The 23,654-nt window shown below is 60.0% G+C and carries 16 protein-coding genes; 6 read left to right on the forward strand and 10 right to left on the reverse strand.

All coding sequences use genetic code 11. The annotated features are described in order from the left end of the window. Window positions 1-75 precede the first annotated feature (75 nt). Window positions 76-1,623: an EAL domain-containing protein gene (locus ACZRMS_RS14785; protein ID WP_463995839.1), complete on the reverse strand. Its 1,548-nt coding sequence runs from the start codon at window positions 1,621-1,623 to the stop codon at window positions 76-78. Between the two features lie 332 nt (window positions 1,624-1,955). On the opposite strand from ACZRMS_RS14785, the gene hppD reads away from it, so the two are divergent. Next, the gene (hppD, locus tag ACZRMS_RS14790) at window positions 1,956-3,032 is read left to right on the forward strand and encodes a 4-hydroxyphenylpyruvate dioxygenase (protein WP_048361949.1); all 1,077 of its coding nucleotides are present in this window, start codon (window positions 1,956-1,958) and stop codon (window positions 3,030-3,032) included. A gap of 62 nt (window positions 3,033-3,094) precedes the next feature. Here the strand turns inward: hppD and ACZRMS_RS14795 are convergent, their stop codons facing one another. Genes ACZRMS_RS14795 through ACZRMS_RS14805 form a run of 3 tightly spaced genes read right to left on the reverse strand, consistent with a single transcriptional unit; the run spans window position 3,095 to window position 8,007 of the window. Next, a complete protein-coding gene (locus tag ACZRMS_RS14795; protein WP_463995840.1) occupies window positions 3,095-3,733 on the reverse strand; it encodes a DUF1345 domain-containing protein in 639 nt (212 codons plus the stop codon). Window positions 3,734-3,784: 51 nt separating this feature from the next. Beyond that, a complete protein-coding gene (locus ACZRMS_RS14800) occupies window positions 3,785-6,886 on the reverse strand; it encodes a multidrug efflux RND transporter permease subunit (protein ID WP_463995841.1) in 3,102 nt (1,033 codons plus the stop codon). 2 nt (window positions 6,887-6,888) lie between these two features. Next, window positions 6,889-8,007 (reverse strand): efflux RND transporter periplasmic adaptor subunit, encoded by a 1,119-nt coding sequence (locus ACZRMS_RS14805; RefSeq protein ID WP_463995889.1) that lies wholly within the window; start codon window positions 8,005-8,007, stop codon window positions 6,889-6,891. 206 nt (window positions 8,008-8,213) lie between these two features. On the opposite strand from ACZRMS_RS14805, the gene ACZRMS_RS14810 reads away from it, so the two are divergent. Beyond that, window positions 8,214-8,915, forward strand: a complete 702-nt coding sequence (locus ACZRMS_RS14810) for a response regulator (protein ID WP_463995842.1) — start codon at window positions 8,214-8,216, stop codon at window positions 8,913-8,915. A gap of 4 nt (window positions 8,916-8,919) precedes the next feature. Beyond that, window positions 8,920-10,215, forward strand: a complete 1,296-nt coding sequence (locus ACZRMS_RS14815) for an ATP-binding protein (RefSeq protein WP_463995843.1) — start codon at window positions 8,920-8,922, stop codon at window positions 10,213-10,215. 16 nt (window positions 10,216-10,231) lie between these two features. Here the strand turns inward: ACZRMS_RS14815 and rarD (ACZRMS_RS14820) are convergent, their stop codons facing one another. The 3 genes from rarD (ACZRMS_RS14820) to ACZRMS_RS14830 form a co-directional block, all read right to left on the reverse strand. Then, complete coding sequence (gene rarD / locus ACZRMS_RS14820) at window positions 10,232-11,113, reverse strand: EamA family transporter RarD (protein ID WP_463995844.1); 882 nt, start codon at window positions 11,111-11,113, stop codon at window positions 10,232-10,234. Window positions 11,114-11,373: 260 nt separating this feature from the next. Then, complete coding sequence (rarD, locus tag ACZRMS_RS14825) at window positions 11,374-12,258, reverse strand: EamA family transporter RarD (RefSeq protein WP_463995845.1); 885 nt, start codon at window positions 12,256-12,258, stop codon at window positions 11,374-11,376. 185 nt (window positions 12,259-12,443) lie between these two features. Then, on the reverse strand, window positions 12,444-13,760 hold the full coding sequence (locus ACZRMS_RS14830) for an MFS transporter (RefSeq protein WP_463995846.1): 1,317 nt from the start codon (window positions 13,758-13,760) through the stop codon (window positions 12,444-12,446). Window positions 13,761-13,918: 158 nt separating this feature from the next. Between ACZRMS_RS14830 and ACZRMS_RS14835 the strand changes: the two genes are divergently transcribed. From ACZRMS_RS14835 to pssA, 3 genes are all read left to right on the forward strand, one after another. After that, the gene (locus ACZRMS_RS14835) at window positions 13,919-15,016 is read left to right on the forward strand and encodes a sugar diacid recognition domain-containing protein (RefSeq protein WP_463995847.1); all 1,098 of its coding nucleotides are present in this window, start codon (window positions 13,919-13,921) and stop codon (window positions 15,014-15,016) included. 104 nt (window positions 15,017-15,120) lie between these two features. Further along, a complete protein-coding gene (locus ACZRMS_RS14840) occupies window positions 15,121-16,257 on the forward strand; it encodes a glycerate kinase (protein ID WP_463995848.1) in 1,137 nt (378 codons plus the stop codon). 118 nt (window positions 16,258-16,375) lie between these two features. Next, window positions 16,376-17,719 (forward strand): CDP-diacylglycerol--serine O-phosphatidyltransferase, encoded by a 1,344-nt coding sequence (gene pssA / locus ACZRMS_RS14845; protein ID WP_463995849.1) that lies wholly within the window; start codon window positions 16,376-16,378, stop codon window positions 17,717-17,719. A 44-nt stretch (window positions 17,720-17,763) separates the two neighbouring features. Here pssA and ACZRMS_RS14850 read toward each other — a convergent pair whose 3' ends face one another. The 3 genes from ACZRMS_RS14850 to arnT form a co-directional block, all read right to left on the reverse strand. Beyond that, entirely contained in the window at window positions 17,764-19,947 is a 2,184-nt protein-coding gene (locus ACZRMS_RS14850) for a TonB-dependent receptor (RefSeq protein WP_463995850.1), read from the reverse strand. A gap of 128 nt (window positions 19,948-20,075) precedes the next feature. Further along, on the reverse strand, window positions 20,076-21,602 hold the full coding sequence (locus tag ACZRMS_RS14855) for an ArnT family glycosyltransferase (RefSeq protein ID WP_463995851.1): 1,527 nt from the start codon (window positions 21,600-21,602) through the stop codon (window positions 20,076-20,078). Further along, window positions 21,603-23,300, reverse strand: coding sequence for a lipid IV(A) 4-amino-4-deoxy-L-arabinosyltransferase (gene arnT, locus ACZRMS_RS14860; RefSeq protein ID WP_463995852.1), 1,698 nt, complete (start codon window positions 23,298-23,300; stop codon window positions 21,603-21,605). Between the last annotated feature and the right edge of the window lie 354 nt (window positions 23,301-23,654).

A 23,654-nucleotide genomic window follows, 5' to 3' on the forward strand; every position in this document is an offset into this window, starting at 1 on the left:
GCCAAGCGATGCAGGCGTCATATTTAAAAAAAGGCGATTATTTTTATAATCGCCTTTGTGTGGGGTTGTTTGTTATTAAGTGGGCGTTAAACGTGCCACTAAGGACTTGATAAAGTCTGCCGGCGGCATAGGCCGTGCAAACAGATAGCCTTGTAAAAACTCAACGCCTTGTGCGGCCAGGTACTGGCTTTGCTCTTCTGTTTCTATGCCCTCGGCAACAATGCCCAGGTCGAGCTTTGCGCCGAGCTCGATGATGCTGTCGAGGATATGCCTGGACAGCGCATCGGACCCGATCATGGCGACAAAACTCTGATCGATTTTCAAATAATCGACGTTGAACTCGCGCAAGTAACTCAAACTCGAATGCCCGGTACCAAAGTCATCCAGTGCAATCATTACGCCCAGGCTGTGCAATGCCGAAAACAACGCGTGAGTTGTTTCAGTGGGTACGATCAACTCGCGCTCGGTGAGCTCCAGTACCAGTTTGATATGCCCTTTGGGAAATGCGTCCAGAAACTCGCGGCAATCTTCAATCAGTTCCAGGTTCTGACAATGACGGGCTGCAATGTTGAACGCCAAATGAAAACCGGGGGCCATGGTGTGGATATGAGGGGCAAGCAATACGGCCGTTTGGCGCATCAGTGAGCGCGTCATTGGCACAATCAGGCCCGAGTGCTCGGCGAACGGAATGAACAAGTCCGGGCGCACCAGGCCTTCTGTGGGATGCTGCCAGCGCATCAGTACTTCGGCGCCTGCCCATTGTTTGGTGTCCCCGCGCACTACCGGCTGGAAATAAGGAATGAACTCTTCAGCCTCCAGCCCCCGCTGCAATTCATGGGTGGGTGAAGATGAACGCTTTTTCAGCTGATGAACTGTGGCCGCCGAAATCATTCCCAGAAAGACCAGTAATGCCATGAGTCCAGGGTATTGAGCTTTCACAAAACGCCAGACCGTACCGGAACTGAACCCCGCGACAACACTGTAAGGGTAGTGCGTGGAAGGCACTGTGACGGGGGCTACCGGATATGGCCCGGGCGGGGTGCTGCGCACTTGGCCAAAACGGTCAATCGAGTTGTCACCCACTTGAATCAATAACTGCGTGTACTGGTTGATCAGGCCCAATACATTGACCAGATGAAAGCCGTACAGGCTGACAATGACACCGGCGTGATCTTTTTCGCGTCGATAGATCAGCAAGGGTTCGTCAGGTGTCACCGTATTCCCTGGCAGCAGCCACAGTACGCCCTCGTTATAGTCCGCCGGATTAACCGCTTCTTTAAAGTTGCCAAACAGGGAGGTGCAATAAATCTGGTTTTCCCACACCAGGTTTACGGATCGCACGAACGGTCGGCGCGTCACCTGATCACGCAGGGCCAGCTCAACCTGGGGGCAATCCTGGCCAGCCAGTGGCAAGACCGCGTCCGCAGCCACCGCGGCATTGTCCAGCATCAAGTCAAACTGACGAATCGCCTCATGGGCGGTTTGACTGGCTTCCCACTCCAGCGAGCGGTTGGCCTGCCAAAATATGATGAACATGCCCAGGACAATGGGCAGCAGGCCACTCAGTAAAATCAGCGCATAGCGATCAGTCCATTTTCGGGGCAATTTCAGCGCGAGTGGCATTCAGAATCCTGCGAGCAAAGGGGGCGGGCGATACAAAGCGAGTGCAATCGGGTAAGGCTAGCATTGCTTTAAGGCTATTTCACATGACGTAGGACAAACATGATTACGCCATGTAGAATCGGCTTACGCATACAAGAATAACGACTTCTGCACGCAGAAGCCCTACCGCGTAAGAGATGGATCGAAATGAAGCGATTCGGGTTCCAACTGATCTACGGTGATTTCCTTGCGCGCAGTGTGCGCGGGATCTCCTGCGCGCCACCTGCCAGCCTCTGCATTCTTAGCAACTGACCCCAGTCAACTCTAAAAATGACCATGATGAGGCGCCGAAAATGGCAGATCTATACGAAAATCCAATGGGCCTGATGGGCTTTGAGTTCATCGAATTCGCGTCCCCTGTACCCAACACCCTGGAACCCGTGTTTGAAATCATGGGCTTCACCAAGGTTGCGACCCACCGCTCCAAAGACGTACACCTGTACCGTCAGGGCGATATCAACCTGATCCTCAACAATGAGCCCCACAGTGTCGCTTCTTACTTCGCGGCGGAGCACGGCCCGTCTGTGTGCGGGATGGCTTTTCGTGTGCGCAACGCGCAGCAGGCCTATACCCGCGCCCTTGAGCTGGGCGCCCAGCCGGTGCATATCCCGACAGGCCCGATGGAACTGAACCTGCCTGCCATTAAAGGCATTGGCGGCGCGCCGCTGTACCTGATTGACCGTTACGGCGAAGGCAGCTCGATCTACGACATCGATTTTGTGTTTATCGAAGGCGTAGACCGTCATCCGGTGGGCGCGGGCCTGAAGATCATCGATCACCTGACCCACAACGTGTACCGCGGCCGCATGGCTTACTGGGCCAACTTCTACGAGAAGCTGTTCAACTTCCGCGAAATTCGTTACTTCGACATCAAGGGCGAATACACCGGCCTGACCTCCAAGGCCATGACGGCACCGGATGGCATGATCCGTATCCCGTTGAACGAAGAGTCGTCCAAAGGCGCGGGCCAGATTGAAGAGTTCCTGATGCAGTTCAATGGCGAAGGCATTCAGCACGTGGCCTTCCTCAGTGATGACCTGATCAAGACGTGGGACGCCCTGAAGAAAATCGGCATGCGCTTCATGACTGCGCCGCCAGAAACTTACTACGAGATGCTCGAAGGCCGCCTGCCGAACCACGGCGAGCCGGTCGACGAACTGCAATCGCGGGGTATTCTGCTTGACGGGTCTTCAGACTCGGGCGACAGGCGTCTGCTGCTGCAAATCTTCTCGGAAACCCTGATGGGCCCGGTGTTCTTCGAGTTTATCCAGCGCAAGGGCGATGACGGCTTTGGCGAAGGCAACTTCAAGGCGCTGTTTGAATCCATCGAGCGTGACCAGGTGCGTCGCGGTGTGCTGAGCACCGACTGACTGCACCACAACGCTGCCATCGCCGGCTTGCCGGCGATGGCATCCCGCTCTGCGTTGAGTACTTAAAACAACCCCGCCGCAATATTGATCGAAAACCCCAGCACGGCCGTGTTGAACAAGAACCCCAGCAGTGAATGCCCCAGTACGGCTTTGCGCATTTCGCGGGTGGCGATGTTCACGTCCGAGGTTTGCACCGCAACGTTGAGGGTGAAAGAGAAGTACAGAAAGTCCCAGTAGTCCGGGTTCAGTTCCCCCTCCGGAAAGCGCAATGCCGGCTCCGTGCCCTCGTCGTTATAAAACAGCCGTGCGTAATGCAGGCTGAAAATCACCCCTATCATCAACCACGATCCCACCACTGTCAGGCCGGTAAAGGCGTAGTGCATGAGCTGATCGTTATGGCTGAGCTTGCTGTTGCCCGACAGTTCGAGGGTGATGGCTGCGAGGCTGGCAATCGCGGCAATGCACACGGTGAACAGCACCATGCTGGCATTTTCGTCCTCTACTTCAGCGGTGCGTTTCACGTCGCAGGCTTTGGAGCGAATCACCAGCCACAACGTCAATGCCAGATACAGCCAGACACAGGCGTTCCAGCCGAGCAGGAATTTGGTGGTCACGGTAGCGGCGGGGGCGAAGATACCGACTGCCACCCCGAGCAGGGTGGCAGCGGTCAAACGAGGATGGGTGCGGGCTAGGTGCGGCATAAACGGTCCCTGTTTACTTAATGTTGCCGCACCTTAGCACACGGCGCTGGCCTAACTTTGACGCCGCTTGCTGGCGACCAGTTTCATCACCACCACAAAGAATACCGGCACAAACACCACGGCCAGGGTGGCGACGATCATCCCGCCGATCACCCCGGTACCGATGGCCTGTTGACTGGCCGAGCTGGCACCGGTGGCGAGAGCCAATGGCACCACGCCGAGGATAAACGCCAGGGAAGTCATCACGATCGGGCGCAGACGCAGTCGCGCCGCCTGCACCGTAGCGTCCACCAGGTCATGGCCTTCGTCGTAGAGGGTCTTGGCAAACTCGATGATCAAGATGGCGTTCTTCGCTGACAGGCCAATGATGGTAATCAGGCCCACCTTGAAGAACACATCGTTGGGCATGCCGCGCAACGTGACTGCCAGTACCGCACCGAGCACGCCCAAAGGCACTACCAGCAACACGGCGGTCGGAATCGACCAGCTTTCGTACAGTGCAGCCAGGCACAGGAATACGATCAGCAGCGACAACGCCAGCAGAACCGGCGCTTGCGCACCGGACACCCGCTCCTGCAGCGACAGCCCTGTCCACTCAAGACCCAGGCCTGTGGGCAGTTGGCTGACCAGACGTTCCATTTCAGCCATCGCCTCGCCAGTACTGTGCCCCGCAGCCGATTCGCCGGAAATGCTGATCGCCGGGTAGCCGTTGTAGCGCGTCAGCTGGGACGGCCCCTGGATCCAGCGGGCTTCGACAAAGGCCGAGAGCGGTACCATCTTGCCCAGATCGTTGCGCACATGCATTTTCAGCAAGTCCTCAACCTGGCTGCGCTGATCGCCTTCCGCCTGAACCACCACCCGCTGCATGCGACCCTGGTTCGGGAAGTCGTTGATATAGGCCGAACCTACAGCCGTAGACAGGACCGCACCGATGTCCGCGAAGGAAATGCCCAGTGCATTGGCGCGCTTGCGATCGACCTCAAGCTGTACTTGCGGGCTTTCTGCCAATGCTTCTTCGCGCACATTGGCCAGCACGGGACTTTTTTCAGCCAGTGCCAGCAGTTCGCTGCGGGCTTGCATCAGCGTGTCATAGCCCACGCCGCCACGGTCTTGCAGGCGGAACTCAAAACCGCTGGAGGTGCCCAGGCCACTGACCGGAGGCGGCAGGATGGCGAAGGCGACAGCGTCCTTCAGCTCGCTGAAGGCCCCGTTGGCGCGGTCGGCGATGGCGGATGCAGAGTCCTCGGCGCCGCGTTCCGACCAGTCCTTGAGGGTAGTAAAGGCCAGGGCGGCGTTTTGTCCGCTGCCCGAAAAGCTGAAGCCCAGGATCATCGTGGTGTTACCCACGCCCGGCTCGCTGGCGTTGTGGGCCTCAATCTGCTCGACCACGTTGATCGTGCGGTTCTGGCTGGCACCCGGCGGCAGCTGGATGTCGGTGATGGTGTAACCCTGATCTTCGACCGGCAAAAAGGAGGAGGGCAGACGTGCAAAGCACACCACCAGAACCACCAGCAGGGCGCCGTACACCAGCAGGTAACGGCCGCTACGCTTGATCAGGTGCACCACCCAGTGCTCGTAACCTTCAGACAGGCGATCGAACTTCTTGTTGAACCAGCCAAAAAAACCGCCCTTGGCATGGTGCTCGCCCTTGGCGATGGGCTTGAGCAGGGTCGCGCACAGCGCCGGGGTGAGTGACAGGGCCAGGAACGCCGAGAACAGGATCGAGGTGGCCATCGACAGCGAAAACTGCTGGTAAATGACGCCGACCGAACCCGGCATGAACGCCATCGGGATAAACACCGCCACCAGCACCAGGGTGATGCCGACAATCGCACCACTGATTTGCGTCATCGCCTTGCGGGTTGCTTCCCGGGGCGAAAGCCCTTCGCTGACCATGATCCGCTCGACGTTCTCCACCACCACAATGGCATCGTCCACCAGAATCCCGATGGCCAGCACCATGCCGAACATGGTCAGTACGTTGATCGAGAACCCCAGCACCAGCATGACGGCGAAGGTGCCCATCAGCGCCACCGGCACCACCAGGGTAGGGATCAAGGTGTAGCGGATGTTCTGCAAGAACAGGTACATCACCGCAAAAACCAGCACCATGGCCTCGACCAGGGTGTAGATGACCTTGGTGATCGAGACTTTTACAAAGGGCGTGGTGTCGTACGGGATGGTGTATTCAACACCGGCCGGGAAGTAGCGGCTCAGCTCGTCCATCTTTGCGCGAATCAGGTTGCCCGTATTCAGGGCGTTGGCCTCCGGAGCCAGTTTCACGCTGAAGGCGCTGGCGGACTTGCCGTTAAGGCGCGTGCCGTACTGGTATTCCTGGCTGCCGATTTCCACCCGGGCCACATCTCTGACGCGCACCGTCGAACCGTCCGGGTTGGCGCGCAGCACAATGTCGCCGAACTCCTGCGGGGTTGAGAGCTGACCCTTGACCAGTACCGTAGCGGTGATTTCCTGGGTGGAGCGCCCCGGCAAGTCGCCGATGCTGCCCGCCGATACCTGGGCGTTTTGACTGGCAATGGCCTCGTTGACGTCAGCCGGGGTGAGGTTGAAACCGATCAGCTTTTGCGGGTCGATCCAGATCCGCATCGCCCGTTCGGCGCCATACAGCTGGGCCTTGCCGACCCCGTCGATGCGCTTGATCTCGTTCATCACGTTGCGAGCAAGGTAATCACTGAGGGCGACTTCATCCAGCGTGCTGGTGTTGTCGGCAGTCAGGGTTACCAGCATCAGGAAGCCCGAGGATATTTTCTCGACCTGCAGGCCTTGCTGGATAACCGCTTGCGGCAGGCGCGACTCAACCGCTTTAAGGCGGTTTTGCACATCGACCTGCGCCATTTCAGGGTCGGTACCGGGTTTGAAGGTTGCGGTAATGCTCGCACTGCCCAGGCTGCTCTGGGATTCGAAGTACAGCAAGCCGTCAGTGCCGTTGAGCTCCTGCTCGATCAGGCTGACCACGCTCTCGTCCAGGGTCTGGGCGGAGGCACCGGGGTAGATGGCGTACACCTCGACTTGCGGAGGTGCTACGTCGGGGTACTTGGCCACTGGCAACTGCGGAATGGCCAAAGCCCCCGCCAGCAGAATGAACAACGCAACGACCCAGGCAAAGACCGGGCGGTCGATAAAGAACTGCGGCATGCTCACTGATCCGTGGAGTGTGCGAGAGGGAGTGTCGGGTCATCGATCTGTACTTGCTCGCCGGGGCGTGCATGCTGCACCCCCTCAATGACGATGCGGTCACCGGCCTTGAGCCCGGCATTGACGGCCCAGCGATCATTGTGGGCGCTGCCCAGTTGCACAGGCTGGAGCTGCACACGGTTTTCGGCGTCGAGCAACAGCACCTGGGCAATGCCGGCGCTGTCACGCAGGATCGCGCGCTGCGGCACGCTGATGCCTTCCTTGTTGACCGCCTGCTCCAGGCGCACCCGCACAAAGCTGCCCGGCAGCAAGTCGTAGTCGGGGTTCGGGAACTCGCTGCGCAGAATGATCTGCCCGGTACTCGGGTCCACTGTTACATCGGTAAACAGCAACTTGCCCGGCAGCGGGTAAAGGCTGCCGTTTTCACGAATCAATGTGGCCTTGGCCTGCTGCTTGCCGACTTGTTGCAGTTCGCCGGCACGGAATGCTTCGCGCAGGTTGTCCAGGTCGCGGGTGGACTGCGTCAGGTCGACATGGATCGGGTTCAGTTGCTGGATGCGTGCCATCGGCGTGACTTCGCCCTGGCCCACCAGTGCGCCTTCAGTCACCAGCGCCCGGCCAATGCGGCCCGAGATCGGGGCCGTCACGGTGGCGTAGCCCAGGTTCAGTTTGGCCCGCTGAACGGCGGCCAGGTTGGCGGCAACGTCGGCATTGGCCTGCTGTGCAGCCGCTCGCGCATTGTCATGGTCCTGGCGGCTGATGGCGTTGATATCAATCAGCTCGGTGTAGCGCTGATCTTGCAATTTTGCCTGCAGCGCAACGGCCCGGGCCTTGCTCAGCGCGGCCTGCGAGCTGTCCAGGTCGGCCTTGAAGGGCGCCGGGTCAATCAGGAACAGCACATCGCCTTGTTTGACTTCGCTGCCTTCGGTGTACACACGTTTGAGTACCACGCCTGCGACCCGGGCACTGACTTGCGCCACGCGCGGGGCAACCACGCGCCCGCTCAACTCGTTATTGACAGTCAGCGGCGCGGTGGCGATGACTTCGGTACGTACTTTGGCCAAAGGGGCCTTGGTTTCAGCGACCGGGCTTTTGTCACAGGCACTGAGGGCCAGAGCCATGGCCGTGAGAAATAGGGGGGCGAAGAGCTTTTTCAACGATCGTGCCTTCTTAAATATGCGGGATGTTTCTGTTTGGCATGCTAAGCGCAGCACGCAAGGGGCATTGTGAAGCTATGTAGAGGGTGTGTGAAAAAGTGTGAAGGTTACGGGTCTATCCGTGCGAGGTTGTATATCCTTCGGTTTTTTCCCGGTTGTAAGCATTTATTATGCCCACTATTTTGCTGGTCGAAGACGACGTCGCGCTCTCTGAGCTGATTGCCAGCTATCTGGAGCGCAATGGCTATCAAGTCAGCGTGATCGCCCGTGGCGATCAAGTATGTGACAGAGCAAGAAGCAATCCCCCTGATCTGGTCATTCTTGACCTGATGTTGCCGGGCCTCGATGGCCTGCAGGTCTGCCGCTTGCTGCGTACCGAGTCGGCCAGCCTGCCGATCCTGATGTTGACAGCCCGCGACGATAGTCATGATCAGGTCCTGGGGCTAGAGATGGGTGCAGACGATTATGTGACAAAACCTTGCGAGCCCCGTGTATTGCTCGCCCGGGTACGTACTCTTTTGCGCCGCAGCAGCCTGGCCGAGCCCCAGGTGGCCAGTGACCGGATCATGATCGGCAACCTGTGCATCGACTTGTCTGAACGTTCGGTTACCTGGCGCGGTCAGGTAATCGAGCTGTCCAGCGGTGAATACAATCTGCTGGTGGTGCTGGCACGGCATGCCGGCGAAGTGCTGAGCCGCGATCAGATCCTGCAGCGGCTGAGGGGTATCGAGTTCAACGGCACTGACCGTTCGGTGGATGTGGCGATCTCCAAGCTGCGGCGCAAATTTGATGACTGCGCCGGCGAAGCGCGCAAGATCAAGACCGTGTGGGGCAAGGGTTACTTGTTCAGCCGCTCGGAATGGGAATGTTGAGCCCATGTTCAAGGTTCTGATACGGCTGTACCTGGTCACGATCGTTACATTCGCCATGGGTATCTTCCTGGTGCCGGGGGTGGTCGTGAACCTGTTCCATGATCGCTTCGTGAGCTACAACGTGGACATGTCGCGGGGCATGCAGGCCCTGCTGGTCAAACAGTTCCATCAGCTGCCGGCCGAGCAATGGCCCGACCTTGCCCGTGAACTCGACACACAGTTCAAGCCGATGCGGGTCAATCTGCTGCCTATCACCGATCCCAAGTTCAATGCCCGGGAGCAACTGCAACTGCAGCAAGGCCAGGGCGTAGTGCGCATCGGCGACTGGGGCTGGCGAACGCTGGTGGTGTCGCCGCTGGATAGTCAGCAGGCCATTGAATGGGTCATGCCCCCCGATCCGCTGGACATGAATGTGCTGTACTGGAGCATCAACGTGTTGATCGGCGCGGCCTTGCTCGGCGGTTTGCTGCTGTGGCTGCGCCCGCACTGGCGAGATCTGGAGCGGCTCAAGCGCACGGCCGCACGCATTGGTCAGGGACAGTTGAGCGAGCGTACGCAGATATCCCAGCGTTCCAACATCCACGGCCTGGCCACGGTATTCGACACCATGGCCCAGGACGTGGAAAACCTGCTCAATCAACAGCGTGATTTGCTTAACGCCGTGTCCCATGAATTGCGTACTCCCTTGACCCGCCTGGACTTTGGCCTGGCGCTGGTGTTGTGCGACGACCTGCCCAAGGACAGCCGCGAGCGCTTGCAAGTGCTGGTGGGGCACATACGCGAGCTGGATGAGCTGGTGCTGGAGCTGTTGTCATTCAGCCGCCTGCAAAGCCCTTCGCTGGTACCTGAGCGGGTAGAGGTTTCACTGGATGAATTTATCGACAGCATTCTGGGCAGTTTCGATGAAGAGCTGGAGGCTCCCGATATCGTGCTGGACGTTCTGCTGCACGGCACCCAGGAACGCTTTGCCCTTGACCCGCGCCTGACTGCACGGGCGCTGCAGAACCTGCTGCGCAATGCCATGCGTTACTGCGACCGGCGGATTCAAGTGGGGGTGACCGTCACGGCGCAAGGCTGTGAGCTGTGGGTGGATGACGATGGCATCGGGATTCCCGAGCAGGAACGCGAAAGGATTTTTGAACCCTTCTATCGTCTGGATCGCAGCCGGGACCGGGCGACCGGGGGCTTTGGCCTGGGGCTGGCGATCAGTCGGCGTGCCCTGCAAGCCCAGGGCGGTACGCTGAGCGTTGAGCAGTCGCCGCTGGGCGGCGCTCGCTTCAAGCTATGGTTGCCGGCTTGAAGCGAGGAGTTGCGGCTTAGATGGAGCGACGTTGGCGGCTCACATGCTTCAAGCCTTCAATGATCAGCACCACCACCGCGAGCCAGATCGGGCCGTAGGTCAGCCACTGGCCATCTTCCAGGCTGTCACCCAGCAACAGGGCGACGGCGACCAGCAGTACGGGCTCAACGTAGCTGAGCAGACCGAACAGGCTGAACGGCAACAGGCGGCTGGCCAGAATATACGCGAAGCCTGCCGCCGCACTGATGATGCCCATCAGGGGGACGAGGGCATAAAGCGCCTGGCGCTGCTCGCCGAGATCGACATGGGAACCTGCCAGTACAAAACACAGCGCAACCGGCACCATCAGCAACATGTCCAGCCACAGGCCGCCCAGGTTATCGATACCGATCTTTTTACGCAGTACGAAGTACATCGGGTAACCGATGGCAACCACCAGAGTGGTCCAGGAGAAACCGCCAGTGCGGTACAACTCGTTGGCAACACCGATGACGGCCAGGGCCGTGGCGATTTTTTGCAGATGTGACAGGTGTTCGCCATACACGATGCGTCCGGTGAGGATCATCGTCAGCGGCAGCAGGAAGTAACCCAGCGACACATCCAGACCGTGCCCGTTGAGCGGCCCCCACATAAACATCCAGAGCTGCAGGCCGACCAGGAAACTGGTGAGCAGCACGCAAGGAATCAGTAGAGGTTTGGCGCGTAAGCGATTGAAAATTATGGGAACCCATTTCCAGTCGCCGGAGAGGCAGATAAAGAGTGTCATGAAGGGCAGCGATATCAGTATTCGCCAGCCGAAGATTTCCTGGCCATCGAGGGGCCAGAGAAGGGAAGTGAACCAGTACAGGACGCCGAACAAGCAGGAAGCCAAAATCGATAAAACAATGCCTTTAGACACAACAACCTCAATGGATCTACAACGTTACTCGTTTGAGTGGGTATTTAGCTTGAGGCTGTTGGGGGTCGTTGGCAAATGTCTTTTAAACCAGTTACTTGGGACTGATTCTTGTTATGTGTGATCAACTGCAAAAAGTCCAAGCAAATACTGGGCCAAAGTCGTTTTAAACGAGCGTTCGTGTTTTTGAAATAAACGATTAACGGTCGCCAGCAAAACCGTCAACAGGCGTGGGAGCCGTGTATTTCGGCCCCCTCAGGCCGTTACATCGACCTGCGCTGACGCACCAGATGTTTGAAACCTTCAAAAATCAGCACCACCACGGCCAGCCAGATGGGCAGGTAAGTCATCCATTGCCCCGCGCTGATGCTTTCGCCCAGCAGCAATGCCACCAGCACCAGCAACACCGGCTCTACGTAGCTGAGCAGGCCGAACAAGCTGAAGGCCAGCATGCGGCTGGCCAGGATGTAGCTGATCAGCGCCAGGGCACTGATGGCACCCAGCAGGGGGATCAGCGCATACAGGGCCGGGCGCTGGCTTGCCACATCAAACCCTTGCTCACCGCTTTGCACAAACCACCATGCCACCGGCATCAGCAGCAACATGTCTACCCACAGGCCGCCCAGGTTGTCGGTGCCTGCGCGTTTGCGCAGCACGAAATACAGGGGATAGCCGATGGCAACCAGCAGCGTGGTCCAGGAAAAACCGCCCACCCGGTACACCTCGTTGGCGACCCCCAGGGTAGCCAGTGCCGCGGCGATTTTTTGCAGATGCGAGAGCTGTTCGCCATACACCATGCGCCCGGTAAGAAGCATGGTCAGCGGCAACAGGAAGTAACCCAGGGAGACGTCAAGGCTGTGGCCATTGAGCGGTGCCCACAAAAACAGCCAGAGCTGGACCCCCACCAGTGCGCTGGACGCGGCCAGCACGGCAACGAACCGGGGTTGCGCACGAAGCCGCGAGACGATCACCGGTACCAGCCGCCAATCGCCGGAGAAGCACATGAACAGGGTCATGCAGGGCAGGGTCAGGAGCATCCGCCAGCCGAAGATTTCGGCGCCGCTCAAGGGCCAGAGCAGGGATGTGAAGTAATACATGACACCGAACAGGCTCGATGCCAGAACTGATAGAACAATACCTTTGGACACAACAGCCTCGTTGAAACACGCATTTTGATTATTAGAAGTGCGTAGCTTGAGGCCCTGTGAGCTGTAGGGCAAATTCTTGATTAGATGTGGGAGCGGGCTTGCTCGCGATGCAGACAACTCGGTTTCACCGTCAAACCTCAGCGCTACCATCGCGGGCAAGCCCGGCTCCCACAGGCTGTGCTCGATTATGCGTTTTTAATGCCCCGGGTCATGCGCAATGCCAGCAGGCTGCCGCCCACAATCACGGCGGCCAGGAAGTACAGGGCCGCATCAGTGGAGCCGGTGGCGTCTTTTACAAAACCCACCAGGTACGGGCTAAGGAAGCCGGCCATCTGCCCCATCGAGTTGATCAGAGCCAGACCGCCCGCTGCGGCCCCTGCGCGGAGCATCGCGGTAGGCACCGGCCAGAACATCGGCAAACCGGTCAGGGCGCCCATGGTGGCGATGGTCAGGCCCAGGATCGCAATGGCCGGCTGTGTGGCGAAATTCACCGCAATCACCAGGCCCACGGCGCCCATCAGCATCGGGACCACCAAATGCCAGCGGCGCTCCTTGTGCAGATCAGCGGAGCGGCCCACCAGCAGCATGAACACCGCCGCCAGCAGGTACGGGATCGCGCTGATCCAGCCGATCACCAGAGTGTCGCTGAAGCCCAGGCTCTTGATGATCGAGGGCAGCCAGAAGTTGATCGCATATACGCCACTCTGGATGCAGAAGTAGATCAGGCCAAAGGCCCAGATGGCCGGATTCTTGAACACCGCCAACAGCGAGTCGGTCGCAGCGCCGGCCGGTTTGCTGGCGGCATCCAGACGATGGTCCGCTTCCAGCACCGCACGCTCATGCGCGCCCAGCCATTTGGCGTTGGCAAAGCTGTCACTGAGCAGGTAAATCGCCAGGCCGCCCAGCACCACAGTGGGAATCCCTTGCAGCAGGAACATCCATTGCCAGCCGGCTAGACCGCCCTGACCTGCAGCGAAGTGGCTGAGAATCCAGCCCGAGAATGGTCCGCCGATCAGGCCCGAGACAGGGATGGCGCACATGAACAGTGCCATGATCCGGCCCCGGCGAAAGCTCGGAAACCACTGCGAGAGGTACAGCACCACGCCCGGAAAGAAACCCGCTTCAGCGGCGCCGGTCAGCAAGCGCAGGGTGTAGAACCCGGCAGGAGTGGTGACAAACATCAGGCAGGTCGACAAGGTGCCCCAGGCAATCATCATCACCGCGATCCAGCGGCGCGGGCCGAACCGGGTGAGGGCCAGGTTGCTCGGCACGCCGCACAGCACGTAGCCGATGAAGAAGATCCCGGCACCCAGGCCGTAGACGGTTTCGCTGAACTTCAGTGCGTCGAGCATCTGCAACTTGGCAAAGCCGACGTTTACCCGGTCGAGGTAATTGAACAGATAGCAGATGAAAATGAAGGGGATCAAACGCAAGGTGATGCGCTTGTAGATGGCGTTTTTATCGTCATCGCTGATCAGCGACGCGGCGGCGCTCTGTGACATCTTATGTCTCTCTTTATTATGTTTTTTCACGATCCAGGGGTAACGTTGACCGCTGCTTGAGTCTCGGTCACCGCAACGCTGCTGTCTTTGTGCTGTTGCACAGCATTTTGGCGTGTCACCTGTGCCCGTGAACAAACGTTTACAAGGATTGTCACCCTATGTTCGAACTGGATCATGATTTGGCGCAGGACATCGTGGATCGCGCGATGGCCATTTTGCCGTACAACGTTAACGTTATGGACAGCCAGGGCCTGATCCTGGGCAGTGGCGAACCCGAGCGTATCAATACCCGGCACGAAGGGGCGCAACTGGTGCTGGCCAATGGACGGGTGGTCGAAATCGACGCCCAAACCGCCAAGTGCCTCAAGGGCGTGCAGCCGGGCATCAACCTGCCACTGCTGCTGGATCAGCGGCTCATCGGCGTGCTGGGCCTTACAGGCGAGCCGGAACTGCTGCGCACTTACGCCGAACTGGTGCGCATGACCGCCGAAATGCTGGTTGGCCAGCGCCATCAGCAGGCCGAGCAACAGTGGCGGCGTCAGCGCTGCGATGATCTGGTGGCCTTGTTGCTGAGCGAGGGCGGCGACTCCCCGCGGCTGATCGACGAGGCCCAGCAACTGGGGCTCAAGCCACAGCTGTCGCGGATTCCGTATCTGTTCGAGCTGGGCAAGGGCCAAAGTGCCGAGGCCCTGAGTGCGTGGCTGCAATCGCGCTATCCGGACAGCTGGTGCGTGAGCCCCGCAACGGGTTCGCTGTTGTGGTGCCGGCCGGCAACGGCTGCGCTCGATGATCTGCGCCTGCTGGAGAAACTCGACAGCCAGGGCTGGCAGGTGCTGCGCATTGCGGCAGGCGGCCAGGCCGATGCACTCAAAGGCTTGCGCCGCTGTTATCGCCGGGTCGGGGATTTATTGGCCTATGGCCGTGATGTGTTGCCGCAAACACGGCTGCTGACCCTCAACCGGTACCGGTTGCCGGTGATGCTGTGGCGCCATCGCAATGACGATGCCCTTGAAGAGTTGCTCGGCCCGTTGCACAAGGTGGTCGCCAAGGACAGCAACGGCCAGCTGATTGCCACGCTGCGCAGCTGGTGTGAACACGACGGCCAGAGCCAGGCCTGTGCAGATGCCCTGGGCATTCACCGCAACAGCCTGCGCTATCGCATGGAACGTATTGCCGAATTGAGCGGGGTCGACCCCTTGAGCCTCAACGGGATGCTGGCCTTGTACCTGGGCGTACAGTTGCTGGCGCAGAGCTGATTGTCAGAATGAACAACAAACCCTGTGATTGCTTGTGCGCCCGACTGGCGTGTTTATGCCCGGTTACTGGCAGCATGGATGCATAAGAACTGGAGATGCGCCCCATGAAAATCGTGATTGCCCCCGACTCGTTCAAAGACAGCCTGAGTGCCGAAAAAGTCGCCGATGCCATTGCCGCCGGCCTGGCCGATGTTTTCCCCCAGGCGCAGCTGGTCAAATGCCCGATGGCTGACGGCGGCGAGGGCACGGTTGAGGCCATTGTGGCCGCGGGCAATGGCCAGTTACGCCGCAATCAGGTGCAGGGCCCGTTGGGGGCGCCCGTCGAGGCCCATTGGGGCTGGCTGCCGGACAGCCACACGGCAATCATTGAAATGGCTGAAGCCAGCGGTTTGCAGCTGGTTGCGCCGGGGCAGCGCGATGCGTGCATCAGCAGCACGTTCGGCACCGGCGAGTTGATCAGGGCCGCGCTGGATGCGGGCGCCCAGCGCGTCATCCTGGCCATCGGCGGCAGTGCCACCAATGATGCCGGGGCCGGTGCGCTGCAAGCGTTGGGCCTGGGGCTGTTCGACGAGCAGGGCAACAGCCTGGCGCGCGGCGGTCTGGCATTGGCCAGGGTGGCCCGTATCGATCTGGGCGGCCTGGACCCGCGACTGGCCCGGGTACGCTTTGAGATTGCCGCAGATGTTAATAACCCGCTGTGCGGGGAGCAGGGTGCCTCGGCGATTTTTGGCCCGCAAAAAGGCGCCTCACCCGAGCAGGTCCGGCTACTGGATCAGGCGCTGGGGCACTTTGCCGATCATTGCGCCCGGGTCCTGCCCAAGGATGTGCGCCAGGAGCCTGGCTCGGGGGCCGCAGGCGGGCTGGGTTTTGCCGCCAAGGCGTTTTTCGGCGCGCAGTTCCGCGCCGGGGTTGAAGTGGTGGCAGAGCTGGTGGGGCTGGCCGAGGCGGTCAAGGGGGCCGATCTGGTGATCACCGGTGAAGGCCGTTTCGATGCGCAGACCTTGCGCGGCAAGACCCCCTTTGGCGTTGCGCGCATCGCCCGGGCCCAAGGCGTGCCGGTGGTGGTGTTGGCCGGCACCCTGGGCGAGGGTTATCAGGCCCTTTACGAGCACGGGATCAACGCGGCATTCGCCTTGACCAGCGGCCCGATGAGCCTGCAGGACGCCTGCGCCCGGGCGCCGCAACTACTGACAGATCGGGCGCGGGACATTGCGCGTTTGCTGAGCTTGTCGGCACGGTAAGCGAGGGTCGAGGCACGAGGCTGCGATGGGGGACGCTGCCAGGTGCCTCGTCAGCGACTACAGGTCACAGATTCGTGTAAGCTTTGCGGTTCTTCGCATTCGACCCTTAGCGAGCCCTATGCCGTCGCTCTTCAAACGCTCCTTGCTGCCCAAACTGCGCAGCTTTCCGTTGTCCGCCGATGCGTTCAGCATCTTGCCCAGTGCGGCTGAATTTCGTCGCTGCCTGCTGGAGCAGATCGCGGGCGCACGCCATCGCATCACGCTGGTGGCCTTGTACCTGCAGCAGGATGAGGCCGGCCAGGAGATCCTGGATGCCCTGCACGCCGCCAAGGCAGCGCGCCCCGAACTTGAAATCCTGGTGGTGGTCGACTGGCTGCGGGCCCAGCGTGGCCTGATCGGTGCGGGCAAGCAGCCCGGCAATGCGGCCTGGTATCAGGCGCAAACCGCAGCACACCCGACCCATGTACCGATTTATGGCGTGCCGGTGCAAACCCGCGAGCTGTTCGGGGTCTTGCACCTCAAAGGCTTTGTTGTCGACGACTGCGTGATCTACAGCGGCGCGAGCCTCAACAACGTCTACCTGCACAAGCTCGACAAGTACCGTTTCGACCGTTACCACCTGCTGCACAACAAGCAGTTGGCCGACACCATGCAGCGCTTTGTCCAGCAAGACCTGATCGAGACCAGGGCCGTGCATCGCCTGGACCTGCCAACGCTGCCGACCACCCGCAGCCTGCGCAGTGCCATTGGTGACTTGCGCAGCCATCTGAAAAAAGCCAGCTACGACACCAGCACCGGTACCGTCGGCCACTTTGGCCTGTCGGTCAGCCCGCTGCTGGGGGTTGGCAAAAACAACCCGCTGAGCCGGGTGATTTGCGAACTGATCGCCACCAGCCAGCAACAGCTGACGATCTGCACGCCGTACTTCAACCTGCCGCTGCCCGTGACCCGCGAAATCAATCGGGCCCTGGAGCGCGGTGTGAGGATTGATATCGTGGTCGGCGACAAGACGGCCAACGACTTCTACATCCCGCCGAGCGAGCCCTTCAAGGTCATCGCGGCGTTGCCGTATCTGTACGAGTTGAGCCTGCGCCGGTTCGCCAAGAGCCATCAGCGCATGATCGATAACGGCTTGCTGAACCTGCATCTGTGGCGTGAAGGCGACAACACCTATCACCTCAAAGGCATGTGGGTGGATGACCGCTATACCTTGCTGACCGGGAATAACCTCAACCCGCGCGCGTTCCGGCTGGATCTGGAAAACGGGCTGCTGATCGATGATCCGCGGCGTGAATTGCTCGAACCCCGGCGCAAAGAGCTGGACGCCATCTTTGCCCACACCCAGCGGATCAGCAACTTCAAGGATCTGGAAACCCTGGCGCAATACCCGCCAGCGGTGGCCAAGTTCCTGCGCCGGGTGAGCCGGGTGCGGATCGAGCGGTTGTTGTACCGGATTCTCTAAGCCTCAAGCCACAAGCCACATATCCGGCTTGTGGCGCCAGCGCCTCAAAAATCGACAGTGGCCGAGACTTTCAACGAACGGGGTTCGCCCTGGCTCAGGTAGCCGCCATTGGCCGAGGCCCAGTAACTGGTATTGGCAACGTTTTCCAGGTTGGCCCGCAGGGTGACGGCCCGTTGCTCTACATCGAAGCTGTAGCGTGCGCCCAGGTCGAAACGGTTCCAGGCTGGAATGCTCAAGTTATTGGCTTCGTCCGCATACTGGCCACCGGTGCGCAACATGCGCGCATTCACGGCTACGCCCTCTACCCCCGGCACATCCCAGTCAGCGCCCAGGTTGTACTGGAACTTGGGCACGCCAATCGCCCGGTTGCCATCGTTGGCGCCGTTTTTGGTGCCGCTCAGTTCCGTGTCCATCAGCGTGGCACCGGCCAGCAAACGAAGGCCATCCAGCGGCTCGCCGAAGATATTGAGTTCAACCCCGCGATTACGCTGAGTCCCCTGGCGCACATAGGTGTTTTGCCCATCCACATAGCCGTCGCTTGGCTGTTCGATGCGGTACACGCCGAAGCTGGCGCCAAAGGTGCCGTGGTCGTACTTGATCCCGGCTTCGACCTGTTTGGAACGCGCCGGGGCGAAAACCTGGCCGACGTTAGAGACGGGTGCGCCGCCTGCTGTTGCCGGTGCGATCGGGCCTTGGGCCAGGCCTTCAATGCGGTTGGCGTAGAGCGACACGCCTTCCCAGGGTTTGAGCACCAGCCCGTAAACCGGCGTGGTGATTGACTCGTCGTAAGTCGCGGTGCGGTTGCCGCCGTAATTCCAGCCATCGACTTTCAGGTTTTGCTTGCGCAGGCCGTAGGTCAGCAGGATGCGGTCATCGACAAAACCCAGGGTGTCGGAAATCGCCACGCTGCGGTTGATGGTCTTGCCAACAATGCCGGGATCGTTGATATCGCCGCCGACGTACGGATAATCCGAGGGCTTGGGCACATCTATGGGGTTGTACAAGTTGTTGTTGAAGCTGGTGCTCAGTGCGTAGGCCGAGCGTTGCTCTGCCCAGATACCTGTCAGGCCGAAATTGATTTGATGGCTGACCGGGCCCGTCTGCAATTTGCCGCGAAGGCCCGCCATGGCGCTGCGGTTGTCTTCATCATGGGCGACAAACATGTTCGACGCAGTCGTCGCGCCGGCGGTACTGCGCAGGGTAGGGGTGGAGTAATTGCCCGTTTCGCGGGTGTGCTTGGCTCCGGCGGCGGCATACACCGTCCACTGATCGTTCAGATCATATTCACCGCGGGCCATGCCGTAGGTGTCTTCCAGCTCGGTGAAGGTCCATTTCTGGCTGTAATTGGTGTCTGCATCCGGCGCATGGGGGATGGCGGTCAGTGTAAGGGGCACGTACACGGTGTTGCGATTGCCGTTGATACGCTGTTTTTGATAGCCAAAATCGGTCGATAGCCGCAGACGGTCACCCCGGTAATCCAGGCCCAGGGCAAACAGCTTGGTGCGCTGGTTTTCGGCGTCGACGGCGGTGTCACCCTCGCGCTGTGCCGCGTTCACGCGGATGCCGAACTGGTTGTCGGTGCCGAAACGCTGGCCAATGTCCAGGTGCTCACCCACGCGACCGCTGCTGGAGATATCCGTGGTAAAGCGCCGGGTAGGGGTGTCCTGCGCACGCTTGGGTTGCAGGTTGATGCCACCGCCCACGCCGGAACCGGTAGGCGTCACGCCGTTGATGAAGGCGTTGGGGCCCTTGAACACTTCGACCCGCTCAAGACTGTCAGTGCTGATCACTTGGCGGGGCAGCACGCCGTACAAGCCGTTGTACGAAATATCGTCGCTATTGAGGGGCAAGCCACGAATCACAAACACCTGTGCCGCGTTACCGTAACCAAAGGACTGGCGCACCGAGGAGTCGTTGAGCAGCACATCGCCAATGCTTTCGGCTTGCTGGTCTTCGATCAGCTGCGAGGTGTAGCTCGACATGGTGAAGGGCACATCCATGATGTCCTGGTTGCCCAATACACCCAACTCGCCGCCGCGTGCCACCTGGCCACCGCTGTACACGGGGGGGAGTGCACTTTGCGGCAGTTCATCGGCAGAAATGGCGGTGCTGTCCAGAGTCAGGGTATTGCCGGTTGCCTGCCCGGCATGGGCCGCACTGCACAGTGATGCACCTAAAATGCCGAGCAGGGCGCCCGCAATTGAAGTCAAACGAAAGGGAGGCAGCATAGGGTTTCCGCAATAAGTAGGGAGAGATCAGCTTCCGTGCGGATGAAAAGGCAAATGATATAGATTCTCTTTAGATACAAAAAGAAATATCTGACCTTCAAATGAACTCTCTCTTACGTAATGCAGCCCTATTGCCCTCCCGGGATGTACACCACGCTCCCGCCTTCACGCTGATGCAGCAGCCGGTCACCGTTATCGGGCTGGCTGGTGATGGTCTGGTGATCCACGCTCAGGTAGCCAAGGGGCAGGGGGTCGCCGCTGCGGTACTGGGCGAAAATCAGTGTGCGCTGCGGGTTGAAATGCTGGCCGCTGGTTTTGTCCAGCCAGGCCATCAATCCGGCACTGTCGCCTTCGCGGGGGAAGTCCTGGCCCTGGTCGACATAGAAAAACGGTTCGCCCTGGTTCTGCACATACATCGGCAATTTGTTATCGACATCGATCATTACCATGCGCCACTGCTCCCAGGGAGCTTGCTCGCTGGCCCGCGCCTTGACGTCCTGACCGAACTGGACAACCCCGCCACCCCCGTTGGACCAGGGGTAGACCACACCCAGTACCAACAGCAGCAAGGTGGCGCTGACACCAAAGCCGATCTTCCAGCCCCGGATGCTGCTTTTGCCTTGGGCGATGCGCCGCGTGACCCACCAGGCGGCCAGTAGCTGGGCAAAGGGCACCAGCGGCAACACGTAATAGCTGCGCCGGCTGCCGCTGGCGGTGAAGAATACAAACAGCAACCCCAGCCCCCACACCAGCCAACGCGTATTGGGCTCGATATGCCGCCACTGGCGCACGGCGACCCAGAGCCCGATCATCCAGAACGGTGCCCACGGCAGGGTGTACGCCGGCAAGTAGATCAGATAGGTGTAAATCGGCCCCATATGGTCGAATGGGTTGAAGAAGCGCACCACGTTTTCACGCAGCACCAGGCCCAATCCGCTCTCGCCATAGTCGATCGCGCCATACAGATGCGACAACACAAAGGGCAGCATGTACACCGCCCCGGCAATGAATAGCGCCACCACCAGGCGCAGGTTGAGGTGACGTTTCCAGCGTTGCTCGCTCAACAGATGAGGCAGCAGCACCAGCCCGGGCAGGATGAAACCGATCAGGCCCTTGAGCAGTGAAGTCACTGCCAGCAACAGAAAAAACACGCAGTACCGGCTCAGGCGCGTGTCTTCTGGCCCGCGCCAGTACCACCACACCGCCGCCAGCAGGCCGAACACGGTCAGAATGTCGGCCGTGGCCACCCGGGCCCAAAACACAAAGTAAAAGGTTGTGGCCAGCATCCAGCCGGCAATCAGCCCGGTGCCTTTGCGAAACAGCTGTTCGCCGATCGCGTACACCAGCCAGACACTCAGCCAGGCGGCAAACACCGACGACAGGCGCAGCGACCAATGGCCCAGACCGCCCATCAGCCCGGCGGTGGCGGTAATCAGCCAATAGGAGGGCAAAGGTTTGTCGTAGTACGGCGAGCCCTTGAGGTAAGGGTCCAGATAGTCACCGCTTTGCAGCATTTGCAGGGCGATATTGGCCCAGCGGGTTTCCGGGCCCCAGAGCTCCCGCGACCCCAGGCCCAGCAACAACAGCACGGCAGACACGGCCAGCAACACCAGCAAAGCCTTTTGCCCGGAGTTCCAGGGTTTGATTTCGATCATTTAAGGCTGAACCTTGGGGAAGATGAATATCGCCAGATTGCCACGCTCGTAGCGTTTGCCGCCCAAGGGCAGCAGCTCGACTTCCTGGGTTTCCAGTGCTGAATGAACCCGCATGACCACGCCCACAGAGCCGCGCAGCCGGGCTTCTTTCATCCAGCGGCCGATGTTATCCATATCCACCTGACGCGCAGCTGAATCGGCATAGCTCAAACCGTACTTCAGTTCGCCCACGGTGTTGTAGAGGCTGACGTCAGGTCGGCCCAGACGCCAGGAAAGGGCCGAAGCGGCACCCAGGTCATTGCTCAGCAAGGTGCTGGTCTGGGCCAGCTCCTGCACATGCTCGGCAATAAACTGATCAGGCATTTTGCTGTTCACGATCTCGCCCGGCATTGCTGCGGGCAACAAGGCTACCAGCAACCCCATGCCCAGGGCCGGAGCGGCCCACAGTTGCAAGGGGCGCAGGGCTTGCAAGGCATTGCTCAGCAACCAGCCCAGCAACACGATGTACCCCAGCGACAGGCTGAAGACTTCGGTGTTGTCGTAGACCGGACGGGTGAGTTGCACGTAGAGCAACCCCACCAGCCCGGCCATGGCCAGCAGCGTATTGAGTACGCCATTGATGCGGATTGTGCGGCTGCGTGCCCGGACAATCCATGTCGCCAGTGCATGGCCCATCAACAGCGCCAAAGGCAACAGGCACGGCATGATGTAGGTGGGCAGCTTGCCCTTGCTCAAGCTGAAAATGGCCAGGGGCAGCAGCATCCACAGCAACAGAAAGCCGATCGCAGGCTGGCGTTTTTGCTTCCAGGCATCGATCACGGCTGAGGGCAACATTGCCGCCCACGGCAGGCTGGCTGCCAGCAGGATAGGCAGGTAAAACCACCAGGGCTGGGTATGTTGAGCATCGGTGGCGCTAAAACGACGGATGTGCTCATTCCAGAAGAAGAACTGCCAGAAATCGGGCTCCTGGTGCTGGATCGCCAGTGCCCACGGCAAGCACACTGCCACAGCCACCAGAATTGCCAGCGGGCCGTAGCTCAGAACGTCCTTCATCCGGCGCTGCCACAGGGCATAGGGCACGGCGATGACCACTGGCAACAGCCAGGCCAGAAAGCCCTTGGTCATGAAACCCATGCCGCAGGCGAGGCCCAGAACGCCCCAGGCACACAGGCGTCCACGGCGGGTCTGGCTGTCAAAGGCGAACCAGAGCGCTACCAGGCTCAGGTTGACCCAAAAGGTGAATTGCGGGTCCAGGTTGGCGTAGCCGGCTTGCCCTGCGACCAGCCCAAAACTCATGTAGAGCAGGGTGCTGGCGAAGCGCTTGAGCGGGTCATTCCACAGCCGCCCGGCGATCAACCACACCAGGCACACACTCAGGCCGGTGCTGAGCGCCGAGGCGATGCGCACCCCGAGCAGGTTGTCCCCGAACACCGCTTGCCCGATGGCGATCATCCAGTAACCGGCAATCGGCTTCTCGAAGTAGCGCAGACCCATGAAATGCGGCGCGACCCAATTGCCGCTCTGGAGCATCTCCTGGCTGATCTGGGCATAGCGGGTTTCGTCAGGGATCCACAACCCGTGGCTCATCAAAGGCACCAGGTAGAACAGCACAAAGGCCAGGATCAGGCCGGGTATGGCCCAGCGCTCCAGGCCAAGGGCCTGTGACTTGTAAGGTACAGCCGCAACCATGTTTTCCATTGGCGAGCCCGTGTTGGACGTGAGTTATAGCCGGCACGTTAATCGGGGGCAGGTTGGGGCGAAGTGAAGCTGATGTGAAAAAAACGGAATGCAGCGCAGAGGGGCCCGAATCAAGCCCCGGAACCTGCCTGAGTCGATTTGTCGCAGTCTTGCCGGATCGCCGCGGTTTTGCTGGCCTGGACGATTAAAGCGCACCATTGGAGGGCATACCCGCCGTGCGACCAGCCGGGGAGAGTGGTAAATTCTGCGCCCATGAAACACGTCTATCCCACAGCAATCGTACGCACTTGACCTGAAAACCAACGGTCGTGAAGCGTACAACCCTGCCTGATGTTGCGCAGGGCACAGGTTTTT

Source organism: Pseudomonas sp. B424, from assembly GCF_055408345.1.